The organism is Enterobacter cloacae complex sp. FDA-CDC-AR_0164 (assembly GCF_003071645.1).
In the GTDB taxonomy this organism is placed as follows: Bacteria; Pseudomonadota; Gammaproteobacteria; order Enterobacterales; family Enterobacteriaceae; genus Enterobacter; species Enterobacter ludwigii.
In genome coordinates this window covers 100,128-121,993 of sequence record NZ_CP028950.1, presented here as the reverse complement: position 1 = coordinate 121,993, position 21,866 = coordinate 100,128, and the positions used below count along the sequence as shown (strand labels likewise).

At 55.5% G+C, this 21,866-nt stretch carries 22 protein-coding genes; 12 read left to right on the top strand and 10 right to left on the bottom strand.

Translation table 11 applies throughout. The features are described from left to right. Positions 1–9 precede the first annotated feature (9 nt). From AM410_RS00640 to AM410_RS00625, 4 genes are read left to right on the top strand one after another with little or no spacing between them, the layout of a single operon-like run. The gene (locus tag AM410_RS00640) at positions 10–1,512 is read left to right on the top strand and encodes a sugar ABC transporter ATP-binding protein (protein ID WP_108647353.1); all 1,503 of its coding nucleotides are present in this window, start codon (positions 10–12) and stop codon (positions 1,510–1,512) included. Beyond that, entirely contained in the window at positions 1,509–2,504 is a 996-nt protein-coding gene (locus AM410_RS00635) for an ABC transporter permease (protein ID WP_108647352.1), read from the top strand. Before AM410_RS00640 ends, AM410_RS00635 begins: the two co-directional genes overlap by 4 nt. 30 nt (positions 2,505–2,534) lie before the next feature. Next, positions 2,535–3,599 (top strand): sugar ABC transporter substrate-binding protein, encoded by a 1,065-nt coding sequence (locus AM410_RS00630; RefSeq protein WP_108647350.1) that lies wholly within the window; start codon positions 2,535–2,537, stop codon positions 3,597–3,599. Then, positions 3,596–4,837, top strand: coding sequence for an LVIVD repeat-containing protein (locus AM410_RS00625; RefSeq protein WP_108647348.1), 1,242 nt, complete (start codon positions 3,596–3,598; stop codon positions 4,835–4,837). Before AM410_RS00630 ends, AM410_RS00625 begins: the two co-directional genes overlap by 4 nt. A gap of 54 nt (positions 4,838–4,891) precedes the next feature. On the opposite strand, the gene mtnK is transcribed toward AM410_RS00625, so the two are convergent. Then, a complete protein-coding gene (gene mtnK / locus AM410_RS00620; RefSeq protein ID WP_108647346.1) occupies positions 4,892–6,091 on the bottom strand; it encodes an S-methyl-5-thioribose kinase in 1,200 nt (399 codons plus the stop codon). Positions 6,092–6,196: 105 nt separating this feature from the next. On the opposite strand from mtnK, the gene mtnA reads away from it, so the two are divergent. Then, complete coding sequence (mtnA, locus tag AM410_RS00615; protein WP_025204686.1) at positions 6,197–7,213, top strand: S-methyl-5-thioribose-1-phosphate isomerase; 1,017 nt, start codon at positions 6,197–6,199, stop codon at positions 7,211–7,213. Between the two features lie 43 nt (positions 7,214–7,256). Next, positions 7,257–7,727 carry an SRPBCC family protein gene (locus AM410_RS00610; protein WP_014169088.1) on the top strand — a complete coding sequence of 157 codons (471 nt, stop codon included), beginning with the start codon at positions 7,257–7,259 and terminating at the stop codon, positions 7,725–7,727. Between the two features lie 40 nt (positions 7,728–7,767). Here the strand turns inward: AM410_RS00610 and AM410_RS00605 are convergent, their stop codons facing one another. The 3 genes from AM410_RS00605 to AM410_RS00595 are packed head-to-tail and all read right to left on the bottom strand — an operon-like array spanning position 7,768 to position 9,607. Then, a complete protein-coding gene (locus tag AM410_RS00605; RefSeq protein WP_014169089.1) occupies positions 7,768–8,310 on the bottom strand; it encodes a 1,2-dihydroxy-3-keto-5-methylthiopentene dioxygenase in 543 nt (180 codons plus the stop codon). Beyond that, the gene (mtnC, locus tag AM410_RS00600) at positions 8,307–8,996 is read right to left on the bottom strand and encodes an acireductone synthase (protein ID WP_050737397.1); all 690 of its coding nucleotides are present in this window, start codon (positions 8,994–8,996) and stop codon (positions 8,307–8,309) included. Before mtnC ends, AM410_RS00605 begins: the two co-directional genes overlap by 4 nt. Continuing rightward, entirely contained in the window at positions 8,993–9,607 is a 615-nt protein-coding gene (locus AM410_RS00595) for a methylthioribulose 1-phosphate dehydratase (RefSeq protein ID WP_020885012.1), read from the bottom strand. Before AM410_RS00595 ends, mtnC begins: the two co-directional genes overlap by 4 nt. 123 nt (positions 9,608–9,730) lie before the next feature. Here AM410_RS00595 and AM410_RS00590 point away from each other — a divergent pair, with 123 nt between their 5' ends. Next, complete coding sequence (locus AM410_RS00590) at positions 9,731–10,891, top strand: pyridoxal phosphate-dependent aminotransferase (RefSeq protein ID WP_025204683.1); 1,161 nt, start codon at positions 9,731–9,733, stop codon at positions 10,889–10,891. A gap of 154 nt (positions 10,892–11,045) precedes the next feature. Here the strand turns inward: AM410_RS00590 and citR are convergent, their stop codons facing one another. Then, complete coding sequence (citR, locus tag AM410_RS00585) at positions 11,046–11,945, bottom strand: DNA-binding transcriptional repressor CitR (protein WP_032677673.1); 900 nt, start codon at positions 11,943–11,945, stop codon at positions 11,046–11,048. A 639-nt stretch (positions 11,946–12,584) separates the two neighbouring features. Between citR and ahpC the strand changes: the two genes are divergently transcribed. Together ahpC and ahpF are read left to right on the top strand one after the other, a co-directional pair. After that, positions 12,585–13,148, top strand: coding sequence for an alkyl hydroperoxide reductase subunit C (gene ahpC, locus AM410_RS00580; RefSeq protein ID WP_008501015.1), 564 nt, complete (start codon positions 12,585–12,587; stop codon positions 13,146–13,148). Between the two features lie 175 nt (positions 13,149–13,323). Continuing rightward, entirely contained in the window at positions 13,324–14,889 is a 1,566-nt protein-coding gene (gene ahpF / locus AM410_RS00575; RefSeq protein WP_049023518.1) for an alkyl hydroperoxide reductase subunit F, read from the top strand. Positions 14,890–14,948: 59 nt separating this feature from the next. Here ahpF and uspG read toward each other — a convergent pair whose 3' ends face one another. Then, the gene (uspG, locus tag AM410_RS00570) at positions 14,949–15,377 is read right to left on the bottom strand and encodes a universal stress protein UspG (RefSeq protein WP_020885008.1); all 429 of its coding nucleotides are present in this window, start codon (positions 15,375–15,377) and stop codon (positions 14,949–14,951) included. 180 nt (positions 15,378–15,557) lie between these two features. Here uspG and AM410_RS00565 point away from each other — a divergent pair, with 180 nt between their 5' ends. Further along, entirely contained in the window at positions 15,558–16,796 is a 1,239-nt protein-coding gene (locus AM410_RS00565; protein ID WP_086532802.1) for a zinc-dependent alcohol dehydrogenase, read from the top strand. Between the two features lie 9 nt (positions 16,797–16,805). Here the strand turns inward: AM410_RS00565 and yldA are convergent, their stop codons facing one another. Together yldA and rnk are read right to left on the bottom strand one after the other, a co-directional pair. Further along, the gene (yldA, locus tag AM410_RS24285) at positions 16,806–16,895 is read right to left on the bottom strand and encodes a small membrane protein YldA (protein WP_271661446.1); all 90 of its coding nucleotides are present in this window, start codon (positions 16,893–16,895) and stop codon (positions 16,806–16,808) included. Positions 16,896–17,032: 137 nt separating this feature from the next. After that, the gene (gene rnk, locus AM410_RS00560) at positions 17,033–17,443 is read right to left on the bottom strand and encodes a nucleoside diphosphate kinase regulator (protein ID WP_014169101.1); all 411 of its coding nucleotides are present in this window, start codon (positions 17,441–17,443) and stop codon (positions 17,033–17,035) included. Positions 17,444–17,697: 254 nt separating this feature from the next. On the opposite strand from rnk, the gene AM410_RS00555 reads away from it, so the two are divergent. Next, a complete protein-coding gene (locus AM410_RS00555) occupies positions 17,698–18,528 on the top strand; it encodes an alpha/beta fold hydrolase (RefSeq protein WP_020885006.1) in 831 nt (276 codons plus the stop codon). Between the two features lie 89 nt (positions 18,529–18,617). Continuing rightward, complete coding sequence (locus AM410_RS00550) at positions 18,618–19,235, top strand: flavin reductase family protein (protein ID WP_025204679.1); 618 nt, start codon at positions 18,618–18,620, stop codon at positions 19,233–19,235. Here AM410_RS00550 and rna read toward each other — a convergent pair. After that, a complete protein-coding gene (rna, locus tag AM410_RS00545; RefSeq protein ID WP_041162488.1) occupies positions 19,229–20,038 on the bottom strand; it encodes a ribonuclease I in 810 nt (269 codons plus the stop codon). The genes AM410_RS00550 and rna overlap by 7 nt on opposite strands. Before the next feature lie 94 nt (positions 20,039–20,132). Next, a complete protein-coding gene (gene dcuC / locus AM410_RS00540) occupies positions 20,133–21,500 on the bottom strand; it encodes an anaerobic C4-dicarboxylate transporter DcuC (protein ID WP_020885003.1) in 1,368 nt (455 codons plus the stop codon). Positions 21,501–21,866: the final 366 nt, after the last annotated feature.

The following is a 21,866-nucleotide window of genomic DNA, read 5'->3' as shown; positions in this document are numbered from 1 at the left end:
TTAACGCGGATGGTTTCCAGTCGCCTTGAGATGCGCGGTATCAGCCTGGCCTTTTCCGGCTTTCAGGCGTTGTCGCGCGTGGATTTGACGTTAATGGGCGGCTCCGTGCATGCGCTGACCGGCGCAAACGGCGCGGGGAAATCGACGCTGATGGCGGTGCTGTGCGGCACTTACGATCGCTACGAAGGTGAGATCTGCATTAATAACCAGCCGGTGACGATCCGCGAGCCGCTTGATGCCAAACGGCTGGGTATCCACCTGGTGCAGCAGGAAGTGGACGTCGCGCTGATACCAGGGCTGAGCATTGCCGAAAACATCATGCTCGATCAGCTCGCACAGCCGGGGCATCGCTATCGCTGGCGCGCAATCCGCCAGCAGGCGAAACAGGCGCTGGCGCAGCTGGGTATCGCTCTGGATGTGCGACGCATCGTCGACACCTGCACGCTGGCAGAAAAGCAGCAGATTTTGCTGGCGCGGGCGCTCTCACACCACTGCCGTTTTCTGATTCTGGATGAACCGACCGCGCCGCTGGATAGCCATGAAAGCGAACGGCTTTTCGCCGTAGTGAGACGTCTGCAAAAGCAGGGGATTGGCGTAGTGTTTATCTCTCACCGTATTCACGAACTGAACGCTATTTGCGACACCTTAACCGTGCTGCGCGACGGCAAGCTGATTGAATCCGGCCCGATGGCGAACCTCAGCGGTGACGCAATCGTTGAGAAGATGCTTGGCCATGAGCTTAACGATATCTATCCGCCGGCCCGTCCTGCGCACAGTGACGAGACGTTACTGCGCGTGGAAGGGCTGCACGATGACGCGCTGTTGAAAGATATCTCCCTGCACCTGCGAAAAGGCGAAATTCTGGGCATTGCCGGGCTGGCGGGAGCGGGCAAAACGGAACTCTGCAAGGCGCTGTTTGGGGCCAGCAAAAGCCGTGTAGCGCGTGGTGAGCTAAATCATCAGCCCTGGCAGCCGCGCGATCCGGCGGATTCGGTATTGTGCGGTCTGGCGCTGGTACCGGAGGAGCGGCGCAAAGAGGGCATTTTTATTGATGAAGCGGTGAGCATGAACCTGGCGGTCACCGCGGATAACAGCTTCTCGCGCTGGAGCCTGTTCGGCCACCGTCAGGCGTGGCGCTGGGCGGAAGAGGTGATTGCCCGCGTCGGCGTGCGTGCGCGTGGGCCGGGGCAGGTGCTGCGTCGTCTGTCGGGGGGCAACCAGCAGAAGATTGCCATCGGCAAGTGGCTGCGCAACGACGCCAGCGTGTTGATTTTCGATGAGCCGACCAAAGGCGTCGATGTCAAAGCGAAAACCGATCTGTTCCAGTTAATTGACGGCCTGGCGCGCGAGGGCAAAGGGGTGATTTACGCCTCCGGTGAATTCGCTGAACTGGTGGGGCTGTGCGATCGCATTTGCGTGCTGTGGGACGGACGTATCGTGGCGGAAATCGCCGGGGCCGAGGCCCACGAAGAGACACTACTTTATTATTCAACCGGAGGAACGGCGTCGTGAGCAAGGCCCTTTCAGTGACGGCGGCGGCGTCTGGCCGTCAGCAAATTTTTGATTTTCTCTACAAGTGGGGCATGTTGCTGACCGTGGTGGCGCTGGTGGCCATCTTTGGCCTGGCGTCGGACAACTTCCTCGATCCGAACAACATTATCAATATCCTGCGCTCCATTGCCATCGTGACGGTGATTGCTATCGGGGTGTCAATTTCGCTGACCATCGGCGGGTTTGACCTGTCGGTTGGTTCAACGGCATCGCTGGCTAACGCGCTGGTGGTGTCACTGTTCGTCTGGTACGGCTTCGGCACCACCGAATCGATACTGATTACCCTGACGCTTTGTACTCTGGTTGGCCTGTTTAACGCGTTTCTGATTGTCATCCTGCGGATCCCGGACATGCTTGCCACGCTTGCCAGCCTGTTTGTTATCCAGGGCGTGGCGATGACCTACAGCTACGGTGGGTCAATTACCGAAAACATGGTGCTGCCGAGCGGCGACATGGCTGAAGGGACCATTCCGGCGGCATTCAGCCTGCTGGGACAGGTGCCGACTATCGTGATCATCATGCTGGTGGTGACGATCCTCGCACAGCTGGGGCTGTCACTGACCACCCACGGACGACGCATGTATGCCATCGGCGGTAATCCGGAGGCGGCACGTCTCTCCGGTATTCGCACCACGCGCTACAAGGTGGCGGCCTACGTGATTGCCTCTCTGCTCGCCGGACTAGGCGGCATTTTACTGGCCTCGCGGATTGGCTCGTCACAGGTGAATGCGGGCGGCGGCTATCTGATGGATGCGGTTGCGGCGGCGTGGATTGGCTTCTCGCTCGCGGGGTCCGGAAAACCGAACGCGCTGGGTACGCTCGTCGGGGCAGTTATTCTTGGCGTGCTGTCGAACGGTCTGGTGATGCTTTCCGTACCCTATTACGCGATGGACATTATAAAAGGGCTGGTGCTCGCCGTGGCGCTGGCGATTACCTACATACAAAAACGCTAACGATTGATCACAACACAACGGGAAAACAGAATGAAAAAAATCACCCTCTCTCTGGTGGCATTAGGGTTACTGACGTCGCTGCCAGGCCTTGCGGCAACCCCCGCACCGCTTCCGCCCGCCATTGCAAATCATGACGGCCCCATCCGCATTGCGGTGATCCGTAACCTCGGCTCTGACGACAACACCACGCAGTTTGTCGCCGGTGCCATTCAGGAAGGCAAAAAGCTCGGCTTTAAGGTCAGCACTTTTTTGAGCAATGGCGACGATGCCAAATTCCAGGACTTCGTTAATCAGGCGATCAGCCAGAAATATGAAGGGATTATCCTCTCTCAGGGGCGCGACCCCTATGCGACCGCGCTGGTGAAAAAAGCCGTCGATGCCGGCATTAAAGTGTCGGTGTTTGATACCGCCGTTCAGGGCGACATTCCCGGGGTGACCGTGACCCAGCAGGATGATGCTTCCCTGACCCATCTCTCCTTCGGCCAGCTGGCGAAAGATTTCAACGGTAAAGCCAACATCGTGAAGCTGTGGGTTGCCGGTTTCCCGCCGATGGAACGTCGTCAGGCAGCCTATAAAGCGCTGCAGAAGCAGTATCCGGACATTAAAGAACTGGAGTCTATCGGTGCCGTTTCGTCTGACGTGCAGGGAGATACCGCGAATAAAGTGGGCGCTATTCTGGCGAAATACCCGAAAGGCAAAATTGACGCCATCTGGGGAACCTGGGATGCCTTCAGCCAGGGGGCCTACAAAGCCCTGAAAGAGAACGGCCGCACCGAAATCAAACTCTACAGCATCGATATCTCAAACCAGGATCTTCAGCTGATGCGCGAGCCAGGCAGCCCGTGGAAAGTGAGCGTGGCGGTGGATCCGAAGCTGATTGGTGCAACCAACGTACGTCTGATTGCCAACAAGATTGCCGGTGAAACCACACCCGCCACGTATGATTTCAAAGCGGCGGCGATCCCGCAGGCGCTGCTGACCGCCCAGCCAGGCGCGGTGAACGTGGCGTCGCTGGGGAAAATCATCCCAGGCTGGGGTCAGACCGAAGATTTTATCGCCCCGTGGTTTGCGACGCTTGAAGCGAAACATCAATGAGTGTGCTTCCCACGCCTGAATACAGCCGCAATATGCGGCTGATTGGCCATAGCGACCAGGGCGGTCGCCCGGACGGCGTGCAGCTGATGGTGCATCGCGGTTTCGCGTACATCGGGCATATGGTCTCGCAGGGCTTTTCCATTGTGGACGTGCGCGACCCTAAACATCCCAAACCGGCAGGCTATATGCCCGCGCCGCCCGGCACCTGGAACGTTCATCTTCAGGCGCACGACGATCTCCTGCTGGTCATTAATGCGCGAGACTTGTTCGCGGATGCCCGTTTCGCCGACGAAAAGGTCTACTACACCCGTCAGGTAGGGGAAACCGTACGCGACGTGCAGGACAAGGGCTGGAGCGCCGGGTTGCGGGTGTTTGATATCTCCACCCCTGACAAACCGCGTGAAATCGGCTTTTTATCCCTGAGCGGCATCGGCATTCACCGTATCTGGTACGTCGGCGGGCGCTGGGCGTATGTTTCGGCGCTGATCGACGGCTTTACCGACTATATTTTCCTGACGATCGATCTGGCCGACCCGAAAAAGCCTGAGGTGGCCGGGCGCTGGTGGCTGCCGGGGATGAACCAGGCCGACGGGGAGCAACCCAATTGGCCGGAAGGCAAACGCTACGCGCTGCACCACGCGATTATTGCCGGGGATACCGCTTACGGGAGCTGGCGCGACGGGGGACTGACGCTGCTGGACGTGAAGGATCGCACGCAGCCGAAGCTGATTAGCCATCGCAACTGGAGCCCGCCGTTTGGAGGTGGCACGCATACCGCGCTGCCATTGCCGGATCGTGACCTGCTGGTGGTGCTGGATGAAGCGGTACTGGATAACCAGGAGGACGGTGAGAAGTTCATCTGGCTGTTTGATATTCGCGAGCCGTCGAACCCGGTAAGTATTTCCACATTCCCGCAGCCGCAGGAGCGGGATTATGTGGCGAAAGGGGCGCATTTTGGTCCACACAACCTGCACGAGAACCGGCCGGGAAGCTTTGTCAGCTCAACGCTGATTTTTGCGACCTGGCAGAATGCGGGCGTGCGCGCGTTTGATATTACCAATCCTTACCGTCCGGTTGAAACCGGTGCGCTGGTGCCGGCGGCGCCTGAGAGGATGATGGATACGCGGCCGAATCGACCGCAGGTGATCCAGTCATGCGATGTGTTTGTCGATGCGCAGGGCATTATCTACAGCACGGATTATAACGGTGGATTGTCGGTGATTGAGTATCTGGGGTAACGGCGCGCTGGTGTTTTTCTGACGGCCCTCTTCATCGGGAGAGGGCCGAGGCGTTTAACTGTACTGACGCACCCGCGCCACCAGCGCTTCGGCGGTGTCGATACGGTCGGCAATCACAATCAGCGCCTTGCCAAGCGTAATCGCGTGGCGCAGGCATTCGTGGCGCATTGCTTCATCCTGAATGGTCTCGATATCCGCCACGTGCGACAGACCGACACTGCGGCGAATCAGCTCCGTGCCGCAGAATCCGATCGCGTCTTTCCATACCTTTTTCAGGAATTCAGAGGCGTAGCCCGGGGCAGCAAGTGCCGCATCGCGCGTTTTCTCACTGGCCAGGATCTGGAAGCGCTCCGCGAAGGTGTTCCACAGCGTCTGAATGTCGGTCAGACGCTGTTCACGGGCCGCGGCAGCATCGCGAATACCCAGATGCCCCGGCAGGCCGCAGAAATTGAGCAGCAGGTTGCCGATGGCGGTGCCGACGTCAAAACCGATGGGACCGGAGTAGCCGAACTCTGCGTCGATGGCTTTCAGACTGCCGTCTGCCACGAAAATCGAGCCGCTGTGAATATCGCCATGCAGCAGGGCTTCAGCGTGTGAGAAGAAGCGGTGCTTCAGCGAGGCCACGGCAATTTTTAACTGAGCGTCATCGCGCAGGGCGGCAACGTCTTTTTCCAGTTCAGCAGGGTAGTTGTTACGTTCGTGGACCTGGTACGGATCGTTGAAGAACAGATCTTCGGTGATCTCGCACATCTCCGGATTAAGGAATTTCGCGACCTGCGCTTTCTTGTCATGCGGGTGCAGGTAAAAGTCGCTGGTATGGAACAGCGTGTGCGCGAGGTATTCACCCAGCTGACGCGCCGCCTGCGGGTAGTAGGTATTTTTGATCAGCTCCCCGCGCCAGATGGCATGGCTGGAGAGATCTTCCATCACCATCACCGCCAGTTCGGGGTCGAAGTGGTGGATTTTCACCGTGTGCTGCGGGCTGTGTTGGTAGTGTTCGATCAGCGTTTGCGCCTCCAGGCGGGCGCGATCCAGGGTCAGTGGCCAGGATTCGCCGACGCAGCGCACATACGGCAGCGCCTGCTTAACAACGATGCGGCTTACGCCCTCGGTATCGTAAATTTTGAACACCAGATTGAGGTTACCGTCGCCCACTTCCTGCGCCTCCACCAGCGATGAGGGATCATCAAGGCCGCCGAACTGCTTTGCATACTCCACGGCATCCTGGGCGGTAAAGGTACGGTATTGCGACATTGCCTGTTCCTCACTGGTTTAGCTAATAAAGACATTTAGACGTCTATACATCTGGATTTCATCCTGACACAATGTGCTACAACAACGCAACAGGGAATTAACGACATGCAGACATTACAGACGACCAGCCTGCGAGTGGCGGAGAATCAGTTATTTATTCTCGATCAGCAGGCGCTTCCTCAGGAGAAACGCTGGCTTGACGCCTCGACGGTAGAGGCGCTGGTCGGCCATATTCACGCCCTGCGCGTACGCGGGGCACCGCTGATTGGTCTCTCTGCAAGCCTGCTGCTGGCCCTTCTGGCGGAAAACGGCAAAAGCCGTGATGAACTGGCTGTGGCGCTGGAGACCCTGCGGGCATCCCGCCCGACGGCGGTGAACCTGATGAACAACCTCGACCGCATGAAGCTGGCTCTCTGGCAGGAGGATTTTGTGCCTGCGCTGGTGGCGGAAGCGCTGCGTCTGATTGATGAAGACAAGCAGCTGTGCGAGGCCATCGCGAATGCCGGCAGTACGCTGGTGAAACCCGGCAGCCGTCTGTTGACCCACTGCAATACCGGCGGGCTGGCGACGGCAGGGGTTGGCACCGCGCTCGGCGTGATTGCCCGCGCGCATCAGGAAGGACGCGTCAGCTCTGTCTGGGTGGATGAAACCCGCCCCCTGTTGCAAGGTGGAAGACTGACCGCATGGGAACTCGGCGAACTGGGCGTGCCGTACCAGCTGATCGCCGATTCCATGGCCGCCAGCCTGATGGCAAAAGGGCTGGTTGACGCGGTGTGGGTGGGCGCAGACCGTATTGCGGCCAACGGCGACGTGGCGAATAAAATTGGCACCTATTCTCTGGCGGTTCTGGCAACGTTCCACGGTATTCCGTTCTATGTCGCCGCCCCGCATACCACGCTTGACCCGGCGTGCCCGAACGGTGAGGCAATCCCCATTGAACAACGTGCGGCCAGTGAAGTGACGGGCGTGGCCGGGAGCTTTGGCGCGGTGCAGTGGGCTCCTGAAAACGCGCAGGTCTACAACCCGGCCTTTGACGTCACGCCAGCGGCATTGATAAGCGGTTGGGTGCTGGATACGGGCATCGTCACGCCGGAAGAGGTGGCAAAAGGGAAATTCGCCTGAGGACGACTATCCTTTAAGGGGTTCCCTTTAGGAGGACAGTCACGTGACGCTTGATCCTGATACAGACTTAAAACTGGAACGCGTGGTGGATGCCCCGCGCGATCTGCTGTGGCTCTGCTGGACGACACCCGAGCACATCAAAAACTTCTTCATTCCGGTTCCGCACAAAGTGACCGAGTGTGATCTTGACCTGCGCGTTGGCGGGCGATTTAACACGGTGTTTGAGGTAGACGGGCAACGGATGGATAACCGGGGGGTGTTTCTCGAAATCGATCCCGGCAGGAAGCTGGTCTTTACCGACGGTTATACGGAAGGCTGGAAGCCCGCCGAAAAGCCGTTTATGACGGCCATTCTACTGCTGGATGATGTGGGGGAGGGCAAAACGCGTTATACCGCCATTGCTCGCCACCCAACGGCGGAAATCCGCGAGCAGCATGAACAGATGGGCTTCCACGAAGGGTGGGGCATTGTGCTGGACCAGCTGGTGGCGTATACGAAGGGATTGAAACACTGACGTTTTTTCGCCCCCTCTCCCTGGAGGGAGAGGGGAAAAATCATGCCAGACGCGGATACGCATCCGCAATCGCATCGCCAGTGAACTGCGCAATCCACCCCTCGGGGTTATCAAAAATACGAATGGCGGTAAAGTTCGGCTCTGAGCCCATATCAAACCAGTGCGGCGTTCCAGCGGGCACGGAAATCAGGTCGTTTTTCTCACACAATACCTGACACACCTCGTCGCCAATGTGCAGGCAAAACAGCCCCGCCCCCTCAACAAAGAAACGCACTTCATCTTCCCCGTGGGTATGCTCGTTCAGGAACTTAGCGCGCAGCGCCTCTTTTTGAGGGTTGTCGGCACGCAGGCTGATGACATCCCAGCTTTGATAACCTTTCTCTGCCACTAACGTGTCGATCGCATGCTGATAAGCCGCGATAACCGCATCGGGGGCAGGATCGCGGCCTAAGTCGCGGTCTGCGGCCCAGCGTTCAAAACGAACCCCTCTGGCGTTGAGCTGTTGGGCGATGTCGGCAGCGTCGGTGCTGTGCCAGCGAGGTTGACTGGGGTCTTTATCGGAATAAATGGTCAATGCGCTCATGAAGGGATCTGCTCCGGGTTAATCTCGTCGAACTGGTGTACCTGATGGTGATGGCTTGCACCGTCATCATCGCCGCGAATCAGCTGCAGGGTGCGAAAACCTGCCTGCTCAGCGGCGTCCAGCTCCTGATGTATATCCGACAGGAACAGGATCTGCGACGGGGGGATACCCGTTTGTGCCGCAATGTTCTGGTAAGACTGGACGTCGCGCTTGGCACCGATGTGGGTATCAAAATAGCCGCTGAACAGATGAGTAATATCACCTTCGTCGCTGTAGCCAAATAACAGTTTCTGCGCCGCGACGGAGCCTGAGGAATAAACATAGAGATCAATACCCTGCGCTTTCCATTTTTCCAGCGCAGGCAGTACGTCCGGGTAGAGGTGGCCGGTAAAATCGCCGTTAACGTAGCCATCGTGCCAGATGATCCCCTGCAGCGCCTTTAACGCGGTTGACTTGCGGTCTTCATCCATAAACGTAAAGAGTGTGTCGATAAGGTCGCTTACGCTGGCGTGCGGATGGTTAATTTCATCACGCAGGTTGTCCAGAATCGATTTAACCGGCTCGGCGTACTGCTGCGCGGACACAAAGGCCGACAGACGCTCACGCGCGTAGGGGAACAAAACATCATGGACAAAACGGATATCGCTGGTGGTCCCTTCAATATCCGTCACAATCGCGCGAATCATACTCTCTCCCAGTGTCGTAAACGCATTTCGCATTCAAATAAGAATTCCAGTCCTTCCAGATGACGGCGGGCCTCGGCCACATCGCGTCCCCAGCAGGTTAAGCCATGACCGCGCAGAAGAAAACCATAATTAAACGGGTGCGCCTGAGCGTATTCGGCAATGCGCACGGCGAGTGCGTCGATATCCTGGTCGTTATCAAACACCGGGATGGCGACCGTATCCAGATGCGTGCTCTGCCCGGAGAGGGATTTTTGCATCTCAAAGCCGGTGATCTTCAGCTCGGGCTCTTTGACCAGCCGCGACAAGACCGTGGCATTGACGGTATGGACGTGCAGAACCGCGTTGGCTTCGGGAAACAGACGATAGATGAGCGTGTGAAGCCCGGTTTCAGCCGACGGCGTGCGGCCAGACGGTGCACGGTTGGTCGCAATCTCCACCTGCAGAAAATCGTCTGTGGTCAGGCTGCCTTTATCTTTGCCGGATTCACTGAGCCAGCACAGATGCGCATCCTGACGCACGGACATGTTACCGCCGGTCGCGGGAGCCCAGCCTTTGGCGCCGATCCAGCGGCAGGCGTCGACCAGGTGTGTGAGTTGCAGGTTGTCGGTCATCTTCCTTTTTCCCTCTCGGTCAGGAATATTCATATTGTTTAGACGTCTAAGCGTCTTGATTGCCAAAGACTAACATCGTGTTATAGTGTCAGCAACATAAGTATTACATGCAGGCACAACACAATGAGCAATAACGCATTGATTCCTCAGAGTAAACTTCCCAGTCTTGGTACCACCATCTTTACGCAAATGAGCGCACTGGCCCAGCAGCACAACGCCATTAATCTCTCGCAAGGGTTCCCGGATTTTGATGGCCCGCGTTATTTGCAGGAACGTCTGGCGTACCACGTTGCGCAGGGGGCGAACCAGTATGCACCGATGACGGGCGTGCAGGCTCTGCGGGACGCCATTGCAGACAAAACGGCTGAGCTGTATGGCTATAAGCCAGACGCTACCAGCGACATCACGGTGACGGCAGGGGCGACCGAAGCGTTGTATGCCGCTATTACCGCGCTGGTGCGCACGGGTGATGAGGTGATCTGCTTTGACCCGAGTTATGACAGCTACGCGCCGGCGGTTGAACTCTCCGGCGGTGTGGTGAAACGCATCGCGCTACAGCCACCGCATTTCCGTCCGGACTGGCAGGCGTTTGCTGCCTTGCTGAGCGACAAAACCCGTCTGGTTATTATCAATACCCCGCACAACCCGTCGGCGACCGCATGGCAGAAAGCTGATTTCGCAAAGCTTTGGCAGGCGATTGCCGGGCGTGAAATTTACGTGCTGAGCGATGAAGTGTATGAGCACATCTGTTTTGCGCAGGAAGGGCATGCCAGCGTGCTGGCCCATCCGCAGCTTCGCGAGCGTGCCGTGGCGGTATCGTCATTTGGTAAAACCTATCACATGACCGGCTGGAAGGTGGGGTACTGCGTGGCTCCCGCGGCCATCAGCGCTGAACTGCGTAAAGTGCATCAATACCTGACGTTTGCCGTAAACACGCCGGCCCAGCTGGCCCTGGCTGATATGCTGCGCGCCGAACCGGAGCACTACCGCGATCTGCCGGCATTCTACCGTCAGCGTCGGGATCTGTTTGTGAATGCACTAAGCCAGAGCCGTCTGGAGATTTTACCCTGCGAAGGGACCTACTTCCTGCTGGCGGACTACAGCGCGATTTCGGATCGGGATGACGTGAGTTTTTGCCAGTGGCTGACAAAAGAGGTGGGCGTTGCTGCCATTCCGCTGTCCGTATTTTGCGCCGACCCGTTCCCGCATAAGCTGATCCGGCTCTGTTTTGCGAAACAGGAATCGACGCTTCTCGCGGCGGCGGAGCGGCTGAATACACTCTGAGCGTGTCATCCCTCTCGCGTTAGAATAACGGCGGTCTGCCCATAATAAGTGAGAGGAATATCAGTCAAAATAACGCGAAAGCGCGTTATAAAATATAAGTCAGGATTATGTATTAACAAAGAGAACGGGCTGTGAGCGACACAGCCCGTCGCTGTTATTTTTCTGTTACTTCGTTAATAAATTTCGCGAATGCCGTACTGTTCAATGCCGAACGATTATAAATCATAAAAATGTCAAGCGAGGGAAGGGTGAACGGTGCAGTGATTTTTTTGAGTCTTAGCACTTCACTGTATTTATCAAATAAAATTTCGGGTACGTAACCAATTAAATGAGAGGCACTTATCATCGAAATAATAGTAAATACAGAGTCACAGCGAAAACCGATTGTCTTTTCCGCATGCACTTTTTCTGCCATCGATTGATAGGTTTTAACGCCCGGCTCATCACTGAGGAATATCGTAAACTTCTCTTCCTGAAGCTCTTCCATGGTGGCCACCTCTTTCATCCGCGGATGATCCTGGCTGCAGACCAGCAGGACGGAATAGGATGCATATGGCACACAAATCATTGAACGGTTACTAACCGGGGCCATTGAGAAAATTAAGTCTGCCTTACGGTATGCCAGCAGATCCTCTGCGGAGTCAGCAGAGAGCAGCATGTCATGCAGTTCAATCTCGTAATTGTGCTCTCGCATCAATAATTTAAGCGGGCCCAGCAAATTTTCTGTAGTCAGGATTTGCGGGCTGTACACCACAAAATTCTTTTTTAGCGTTGAGCCATGCATGATGTTAATCGTCTGCTCAAGCTGGTTGAGGTTTTGCTCAAGATGATGGTGCAGGTTCACGCCTACCGTGGTGGGCGTAATCCCTTTCCCGGAACGAATGAACAGGGGATCGTTGAGCTGATTACGCAACCTTTGCAGCGACTGGCTGACCGCCGAGGGCGTAATATAGAGCGTTTCTGCTGCCTTGCTGATGCTTAAGTGCTGATAAATACACTCGAAAATTACCAGCAGATTAAGATCAAATTTTTTCAGATCGTAGAGATTAGCCATGTTTCATCCTGAGTGGACTGCGTTGCGTTAACACATCACTGATAACTATAGAAGGAAGTTAATCATTTACCATCCATGCAATTAACTTACTTAATTAGAGTTGTATGTTGACTTAATATATCACGATGGCAGATTTATAAAATAGAGCTTCAATGAATATTAAGATATTTTTATCTCTAAAACTGCGAGAGTGTTTGCATTAAAATAGTCTCAATTATATATAGACAAATAATTATCATTCATTTTTATTAATCCTCGCCGGCGCGTATTCAGTCCTGCGCGATAAACCGTGTTCGATGAAACCTATCACAGCCATAGATACGATTGGCGCTCATGTGCATTGCCCTCGCGCTGTGCGGGTGTTGTAATCAAGGCGCTGTTACGGCCTTGATATGAGGTTTGTAGAGCGCAACGCAACGCCAGCAATTGCTGGCACTGAAAGTTCCTGTGGAAAGTTCAGGTATCAGGGCCGCCCACCAGGGCGGCCTTTTTACTTTTGGCTTTTCGTTAATTCAGTTCATCACGTTGTCTTGTTCGGGTTGTTAGGTATGGCTGATTGATTTGATAAAGCAAACGCATTAGCCCACCCGGCGAAAGTTGGTTACCTTACATCTCAACGAAAACACGGAGGAAGTACAGATGTCTTTGATTAATACCAAAATTAAACCTTTCAAAAACCAGGCGTTCAAAAACGGTGAATTCATCGAAGTGACCGAGAAAGATACCGAAGGCCGCTGGAGCGTCTTCTTCTTCTATCCGGCTGACTTCACCTTCGTTTGCCCGACCGAACTGGGTGACGTTGCAGACCATTACGACGAACTGCAGAAGCTGGGCGTAGACGTTTACTCTGTTTCTACCGACACCCACTTCACCCACAAAGCATGGCACAGCAGCTCTGAAACCATCGCGAAAATCAAATACGCGATGATCGGCGACCCGACTGGCGCCCTGACCCGTAACTTCGACAACATGCGTGAAGATGAAGGCTTGGCTGACCGTGCTACCTTCGTTGTTGACCCGCAGGGCATTATCCAGGCAATCGAAGTTACCGCTGAAGGTATCGGCCGTGATGCTTCTGACCTGCTGCGTAAAGTGAAAGCGGCGCAGTACGTTGCTTCTCACCCAGGTGAAGTTTGCCCGGCGAAATGGAAAGAAGGCGAAGCGACTCTGGCACCGTCTTTAGACCTGGTTGGCAAAATCTAAGTTTCCCGCCGTCTTTTGCGCAGAGCATCGCCTGCTCTGACGCGACAGGCTCCGGAAATGACAGTCGTAATGGGCGCGCCCGCGCCCATTTTATTCCAGCACCATGATGCAAGTTGCATTCAGGCCGCCCGAATAAGGCAGCTTGCATGATGACGTTTTTAGAGAGGGAAGAACAATGCTCGACACCAATATGAAAACCCAGCTCAAGGCCTACCTTGAGAAACTGACCAAACCTGTTGAGCTGATTGCCACGCTGGACGACAGCGCTAAATCGGCAGAGATCAAGGAACTGCTGGCAGAGATCGCCGAACTGTCACCGAACGTGACCTTCAAAGAAGATAACGATCTGGCGGTGCGCAAGCCCTCCTTCCTGATCACCAATCCGGGTTCTGACCAGGGGCCGCGTTTTGCCGGTTCTCCACTGGGCCACGAATTTACCTCGCTGGTGCTGGCACTGCTGTGGACCGGTGGTCATCCGTCAAAAGAGGCGCAGGCGCTGCTCGAGCAGATCCGCGACATTGACGGCGATTTTGAGTTTGAAACCTATTACTCACTCTCCTGCCATAACTGCCCGGACGTGGTGCAGGCGCTGAACCTGATGTCGGTGCTGAACCCGCGCATTAAGCACACGGCGATTGACGGCGGTACGTTCCAGAACGAAATCACCGACCGTAACGTCATGGGCGTTCCGGCGGTCTTTATGAACGGTCAGGAGTTTGGCCAGGGCCGTATGACGCTGACCGAAATCGTTGCCAAAGTGGACACGGGTGCCGAAAAACGTGCGGCAGAAGCGCTGAACAAACGTGACGCGTATGATGTTCTGATTGTCGGCTCCGGCCCGGCGGGCGCGGCGGCGGCGGTTTACTCCGCCCGTAAAGGCATTCGTACCGGACTGATGGGCGAACGCTTCGGTGGCCAGGTGCTCGACACCGTGGATATCGAAAACTACATCTCTGTGCCGAAGACCGAAGGCCAGAAACTGGCTGGCGCACTGAAGGCGCACGTCAGCGATTATGAAGTGGATGTGATCGACAGCCAGAGCGCCAGCAAGCTGGTTCCGGCCGCGGTTGAAGGGGGGTTACACCAGATTGAAACCGCCTCCGGCGCGGTGCTGAAAGCGCGCAGCATTATCATTGCCACCGGCGCCAAATGGCGCAACATGAACGTCCCGGGTGAAGATCAGTATCGCACCAAAGGCGTCACCTACTGCCCGCACTGCGACGGCCCGCTGTTTAAAGGTAAACGCGTGGCGGTGATCGGCGGCGGTAACTCCGGTGTGGAAGCGGCGATTGACCTGGCGGGTATCGTTGAACACGTCACCCTGCTGGAGTTCGCCCCAGAGATGAAAGCGGACCAGGTGCTGCAGGACAAAGTGCGTAGCCTGAAAAACGTCGATATCGTGCTGAATGCGCAGACCACGGAAGTGAAAGGTGACGGCAGCAAAGTGACCGGTCTGGAATACCGCGACCGCGTGAGCGGTGACGTGCATAGCGTGGCGCTGGCGGGGATCTTCGTACAGATTGGTCTGTTGCCAAACACCACCTGGCTGGACGGCGCGATTGAGCGCAACCGCATGGGCGAAATTATTATCGATGCGAAATGCGAAACCAGCGTGAAAGGGGTGTTCGCGGCAGGGGACTGCACCACGGTTCCGTACAAACAGATCATCATTGCCACCGGTGAAGGGGCGAAAGCGTCTCTGAGCTCGTTCGATTATCTGATTCGCACCAAAACGGCATAAAAAGAAAGCAAGACTACACCTGCAACAGCAAGAGGCCACCGAAAGGTGGCCTCTTTTTTTTACCTGACGACCATCACCGGAATGTGGGTGTGGCGGATCACGCTCGACGCGTTAGAGCCCAGCAGGTGGGTGGTAATGGAAGGATTACGGGAACCGATCACCACGACGTCTGCTTTCAGTTCATTGGCCAGTTCATTAACGGCATCCCGCACGCTACCGAACCTGACGTGAGTTTTGATACGTGAAGGGTCGATGCTGAAATGCCCGACCATGGTTTGTAGACGATTTTCAGCTTCGTGCTGAAGATGCTCTTCGAAGCGACGTACATCGGCGGCAAAGCGGTGCAGACTCAGGCTGGCGGAACCCGGTAACACGTGTAAAAGATGGATGATCCCGTCCTGCTGCGCCAGGAACTCCGCGTGGCGTACGGCCTTGTCGCTCAGCTCCATCTCGAAAACATCAACCGGCATAATGATTGTCTGATACATACCCGTTTCTCCTTGTTTATAAACGCTGAATTCATTCAACCACAAAATATGAATGGTTTCTGTAAGCGCGGCGCCACTTTTTGATCTCGCCAGGAAAAATCTCAAAAGATCCGTCATCACGGGCAAGTCTTCTGGGGTAGCTACCCTTTATACACTGTCCTGGATCCTTTCGGAGGTTGCATGAAAGCACTCACGTATCACGGCCCACATCATGTTCGCGTCGAGAATGTCCCCGATCCCATCATTGAACAGCCAGACGATATTATTCTGCGGGTTACGGCTACGGCGATTTGCGGGTCCGATCTGCATCTCTATCGCGGCAAAATCCCGAAGGTGCAACACGGCGATATTTTTGGTCATGAATTTATGGGGGAAATCGTTGAGTGCGGCAGGGAGGTGAAGAATTTACAGAAGGGCGATCGCGTGGTTATCCCGTTTGTGATTGCCTGCGGTGACTGTTTCTTCTGCCGTCTGCAGCAATACGCGGCCTGCGAGACGACCAACGCCGGGCAGGGCGCCGCGCTGAACAAAAAGCAGATTCCCGCGCCAGCCGCGCTGTTTGGCTATAGCCATCTCTACGGCGGCGTGCCGGGAGGCCAGGCGGAATATGTTCGCGTACCGAAGGGGAACGTTGGGCCGTTCAAGGTGCCGCCGCTGTTGTCCGATGACAAAGCGCTGTTCCTGTCAGATATTTTACCCACCGCCTGGCAGGCGGCAAAAAATGCGCAGATCGAAAAAGGATCGAGCGTGGCCGTGTTCGGCGCCGGGCCGGTGGGGTTGCTGACCATTGCCTGCGCGCGACTGCTCGGGGCGGAACAGATCTTCGTTATCGACCATCACCCGTATCGCCTGCAATTCGCTCAGGCGCGCTACGGCGCAATCCCTGTCAACTTTGATGATGATAACGATGCCGCCGAAAAAATCATTGAGCAAACTGCCGGCCAGCGTGGTGTCGATGCGGTGATTGATGCCGTCGGGTTCGAAGCCAAAGGCAGCACCACGGAAACAATCCTCAGCAACCTTAAAATTGAAGGCAGCAGCGGCAAAGCGCTGCGTCAGTGTATCGCGGCTGTCCGGCGCGGCGGCGTTGTCAGCGTCCCTGGCGTTTACGCCGGGTTTATTCACGGCTTCCTGTTTGGCGATGCCTTCGATAAAGGGCTGAGTTTCAGGATGGGGCAGACACACGTCCACGCCTGGCTGGGCGAGTTGCTGCCGCTTATCGAAAAAGGGCTGCTTACGCCGGAGGAGATTGTGACCCACTATCTGCCGCTGGCGGATGCGGAACGCGCCTACAAGATTTTCGAAAAACGGGAGGAGGAGTGCCGCAAGGTCATTCTGGTGCCGGGGGCGGAAACGCCTGACGCGGCGGCACAGCAGGTGAAAGGCCTGGTCAATGCTTTCCCGGGTGGGGTGGTGTGAGATTATCGCTTACCGATGACGCTCAAGATAAAGCACCGCCATGACGATGATCGCCAGAATAATGAGAAAAATAAGTGTGATAACCACTATCTCACTCATGACCGTCCCCGCGGCACCCAAACAGATTAAGCGTGGGTTAAGGGGTTTTCGGGCGATATAGGATAATCGGGTGAATTTGCGGAAAGAGGATGCGGGTGCATCCTCTGTGCAACGCGGGAGCGTTTGTTCAGATGGGGTTAACGCAGGTAGTCGCCCGCGGCTTCTGGCTGGTAGAGCAGCTCCAGCACTTCCAGATGCGCCGCGGCACCGCCTGGCAACGCCCAGTTGATGGTGTCTCCCGTACGCAGACCAAGAAGCGCGGCACCCACAGGGGCAAGGACCGAAAGCTGTGCACTGCTGTCGGTCATCTGCGCCGGGTAGACCAGCGTTCGGGTCAGCTCTTCACCGGTGGCCAGGTTACGGAATTTAACCCGGCTGTTCATGGTGACCACGTCGTGCGGCATGGATTCAGGCGTGCACATCTGCGCCCGGTCAAGCTCTTCATTCAGGGCGTCAGCCACCGGAAGCGAAGCGAATTCTGCTTTTTCCAGCAGTCTGTCAATACGTTCTGCGTCAAGCTCATTGATGATGATGGTGGGTCTGGACATTTTTTACTCCATGTCGTTAATGCTGCGTGTAACGCAGAAACCAATCCAAAAGAAAACCCTCGCCGTCTGGCAGCGAGGGTTTAACTCTTCTGATGATACTGGCTGAGCGCACAACTTTGAAGTGATACAGGTCACATTCATGGGTCATATGAATTTTCGGTGAAAAACGTGCTCCCTTGCCAATTTGCATTATTCTTTTTAAGCGCCCCCTGCGGGCGACTATCCGCATTCAGTGTTTCTTCTCAGGAGATCTCATGAGCGATTACGACAAAATTACGTTGAAAGACGGCAGTTATTTATATTTTAAAGACTGGGGAAGCGGGCAACCCGTGGTGTTTAGCCACGGCTGGCCGCTGACGGCGGATGCCTTTGAAGACCAAATGTTATACCTGGGGTCAAAAGGATTTCGCGTAATTGCACATGACCGCCGCGGACATGGCCGCTCAGCGCAGCCGTGGGATGGGCACAATATGGATCAGTACGCCGACGACCTGGCTGAGCTGACGGCGCGTTTGAATCTGAAAGACGCTGTTCACGTGGGGCATTCAACCGGCGGTGGCGAAGTGGCGCGCTATATTGGTCGCCATGGTACGGATCGCGTGGCGAAAGCGGTACTTATTGGTGCCGTGACACCGATTATGATCAAAACCGATTTCAACCCGAACGGTGTGCCGAAAGAGGTGTTTGATGGTATTCGGGAAGGCGTGATTAACGATCGCGCGGCTTTCTTCTATGCGCTGACCGAGGCGTTTTATGGCTATAACCGCCCGGGGGCGAAAGAGTCCAAAGCGGTGCGGGAGAGCTTCGTTGAGCAGGGGCTTCAGGGGTCGATCAAGGCGCTGTATGACTGCGTAAAAGCGTTCTCTGAAACCGATCTGCGTGAAGATCTGAAAAAGATGACTATCCCGACGCTGGTGATCCACGGCGACGACGACCAGATAGTCCCGATCGAGACCTGTGGTCGGGTGGCTGCAGAGATCCTGCCGAACGCTGAGCTGAAGGTCTATGCCGGGGGTTCTCACGGCATATGCACCACGCATAAGCACCAGATCAATGACGATTTGCTGAAATTTATTCAGTCTTAATTCCTGGCGGATTGCGTTACGCTGAGTGTCCTGATCCAGGGTACTGAGCGAAACGCAATTCGTGTCTGCCCCACCATTAAGAGAGCACTATGTATTTCTATCAACCTTCTCTGGGACACGGCCTGCCGCATGACCCACTGAACGCGATTATTGGCCCACGCCCGATTGGCTGGATCTCCTCGTGCGACAACGCCGGTCAGCTGAATCTCGCGCCGTATAGCTTCTTTAACTGCTTTAACTATCGTCCGCCCATCATCGGTTTTTCCAGCAACGGCTGGAAAGACAGCGTGCGTAATATTACCGAAACCGGCGAGTTTGTCTGGAACCTGGCGACGCGCGATCTGGCTGAAGCGATGAATGCGACCTCGGCGATGCTTCCCCACGATGAAAATGAATTTACCTTTGCGGGATTAACGCCAGCGGCCAGCCAGCTGGTGAACGCCCCGCGGGTGGCAGAAAGCCCGGTTAACTTTGAGTGTCGCCTGTCGCAGTGTATTCAGCTTACCGGGGCCGACGGCACACCGGTTGATACCTGGCTGGTGCTCGGCGAAGTGGTGGGTATTCACATCGCCGAAACGTTGCTGGAAGAGGGGATTTATCAGACGGCGAAAGCGCAGCCCATCCTGCGTGCGGGTGGGCCGACGGCTTACTATGGCATCAGTGACGAGCACCGGTTTGACATGACCCGACCGATCGTCAATCAGTGACCGGCTTTATCAATGACGAATTGTTTTCCGCAGTTACCCGGGTGTGGCTGCGGAGCAAATGAGGTCGCAGAAAGCGGATTATTAATGGTCTCTGCCTTCAGTGAGATCTGCATTTCGGTCAGGTAGGACGGGTTGCCATTACAGGTAAGCTTGAACGCTTTGACATTCTCCTTGCCCCAGCCTTTGGCCACGGCGCTGTCAAAGTCGCGGCGGCTTACGGTTTTTCCATAGTTATCGGCGAGGAACTTGCCGACCGCGCTGTTTTTTATCTCCTGATTCATGCGCACCATTGTGCCGAAATACGCGTCAGGATCAAAACCAAAGCACACGCCATGTTTGGCATATTCGTAGCGTTCCAGGCAGGAGTTACCGCCAGCACCTGGCATAACGCTGTTCAGCTTCGCAGCACCTGAAAGCGACAGTCCGGTTTCGGCTGCAGCGCATTTGCGACTGGCCTTCACCTCCGGCATGTTCGGGATTGGACGGGTCGCGCAGCCAAAACGCATCCAGCGACGTTCATCTACACCCCGTGCGGCAACAGATTTTGGCAGCCCCGGCCATAATCCGTGCACGGTCAGAAAATCGGTTTTGTTATCACTCTCTTTTTGTAAACGGCACTCTTCGGGCTCGTTGCGGTTACGGTCGGCCATGCTCTGGCAGAACCCGGTTTGCCAGGAAAGAGCCAGAACGTAGCGATCGAAATCGCCATACTGCGTTGCCTTGAGTGGGTCGGCCTGTGCGGAGAATACACAGAGTGCCAGCGCGATTGCGCCAGACGGAATAACGATATCCTTCCTGAACATGTGATTTCCTGATCGAATGAGCATGAATAATTTCTGGAAATTATTAAAGCACAAAAAGCGCCCGCAGGCGCTTTCTGGATATCAGGAATTTAGCTTAAGCTGCGCCGGGTACCAGCACCTGCGTGGCAATAATCACGATAATCAGCCCCACAATCACGGGGACGGAGGTGCGTTTGATCACTTCGAAAGGCGAGATTTTTGCCATCCCGGCAACGGCTACAACCACACCCGATACCGGCGAAATGGTGCGACCGAGGTTTGACGCCTGCAGCATGGGGATGGAGAGATAGGCCGGGTTAATGCCTGAGGAGTGAGCCAGTTTCGGGATCATCTCAACGAAGGCGTAGAACGGCGCGTTACCTGAACCGGTGGTCATGGCGGCGAGCATGGTCAGCACCACCAGAACCAGCATCAGGATAATACTGGCCGAGCCGAACGAGGTGGCGATGGAAATCAGGCTCTGAATAAAGCCGATGGTGCTCAGACCCTGGGCGAAGACGCCTGCTGCAACCAGCAGCATAACGACCCCTGCAAACGCATCCGCCATACCGCGATAGGCCACTTCCAGACCCGAGAAGACTTTCTGCGTGTTAAACCCACGCACAAACTCCAGCAGGGCGGCCAGCAGCATGCAGATCACCAGAATGGTGATGATGTGCAGCTGCGGGCCCCATTTACCGTCAAAAATAAGCACGCCAATAATAGGTGTGAACGGCAGAATGGCATAAAACGCTGGCGCGGTGGTGGTGATTTCACTCACGTCCAGCATCTCGTGGCTGATGTTCTCTTTTTTATCGAGATAGCGCTGCCAGAAGAAGTGCGCGATGCCCATGCCGACAATGGCGACGATAGAAATGGGTAGCGTGGTTTTGAACGCAAAGTCGATAAGCGACATCTCAGCGGCTTTGGCTGCGAGCACGACATCACCGGAGGTGGGGGAAAGAATAATGGCGGCCGGCGAGGCGCAAATCGCGGCGGCCGCGCCGCGGCTGATACCGACGTTAACCATGATCGGGAACAGGGTGGCCATTAACAGTACGCCAAGACCGGTTGCGGACGACACGGCAAGGGACATCAGGCAGGCAAGGAAATAGGCCGCGACCATCAGCAGATACGGGGAGTTAATGTACTGCAGCGGTTTGGACGCCAGTTTAACCACCATATCATTCGCGCCGATATGGGTCATGTACGCCGCAAAACCGCACAGCATCATGATCATCATACCCAGGTCGCCACCGCGGCTCATGAGCAGGATTTTAATGTATTCAACAATGTCAGTGGCGGTGTAGCCCGTACTGTCTGCGCTGGCCGGTAACACCTGATGGCCCATGATGGCGCTGATAATGAGCAGGGTTAGCCCGCCGACAAATAACACCCCTGTGGCCGAGTAACCTTTAATGATGTAGCGCGCTACACCGACAATGACGACGACTCCGATAAGGAGCTCGATAAACGTAAGCATGGTTTCCCCTGTATCCTTGCTGCCCGAGAGCACAAATAACCAATAAAAAAGAAGGATGAAATGTGCCGAATTAATGTTCTGTCCTTGCTGATTAAAATCAATAAACAGACTACTAAAGAAGATATTAACGGTATTTTTGCCATCGCCCCGGCATTTATCTCATGCGCATATTGACCGGTATAGATATCACTATATGTCAATTAAATGATAATGGGTTGTTAAATATTTTGTGGGTTTAAATTCGCCGCAGAAAGAAAAAGCAAAAACCCTTTGGGAACTGGGTTTTTAATGGCTGCTGGCGTCCCTCCAGGACGGGCCCTGGAGACCGTCATTGCTGGCGTTGGTTGGATTGTCCAGCGTATAAAA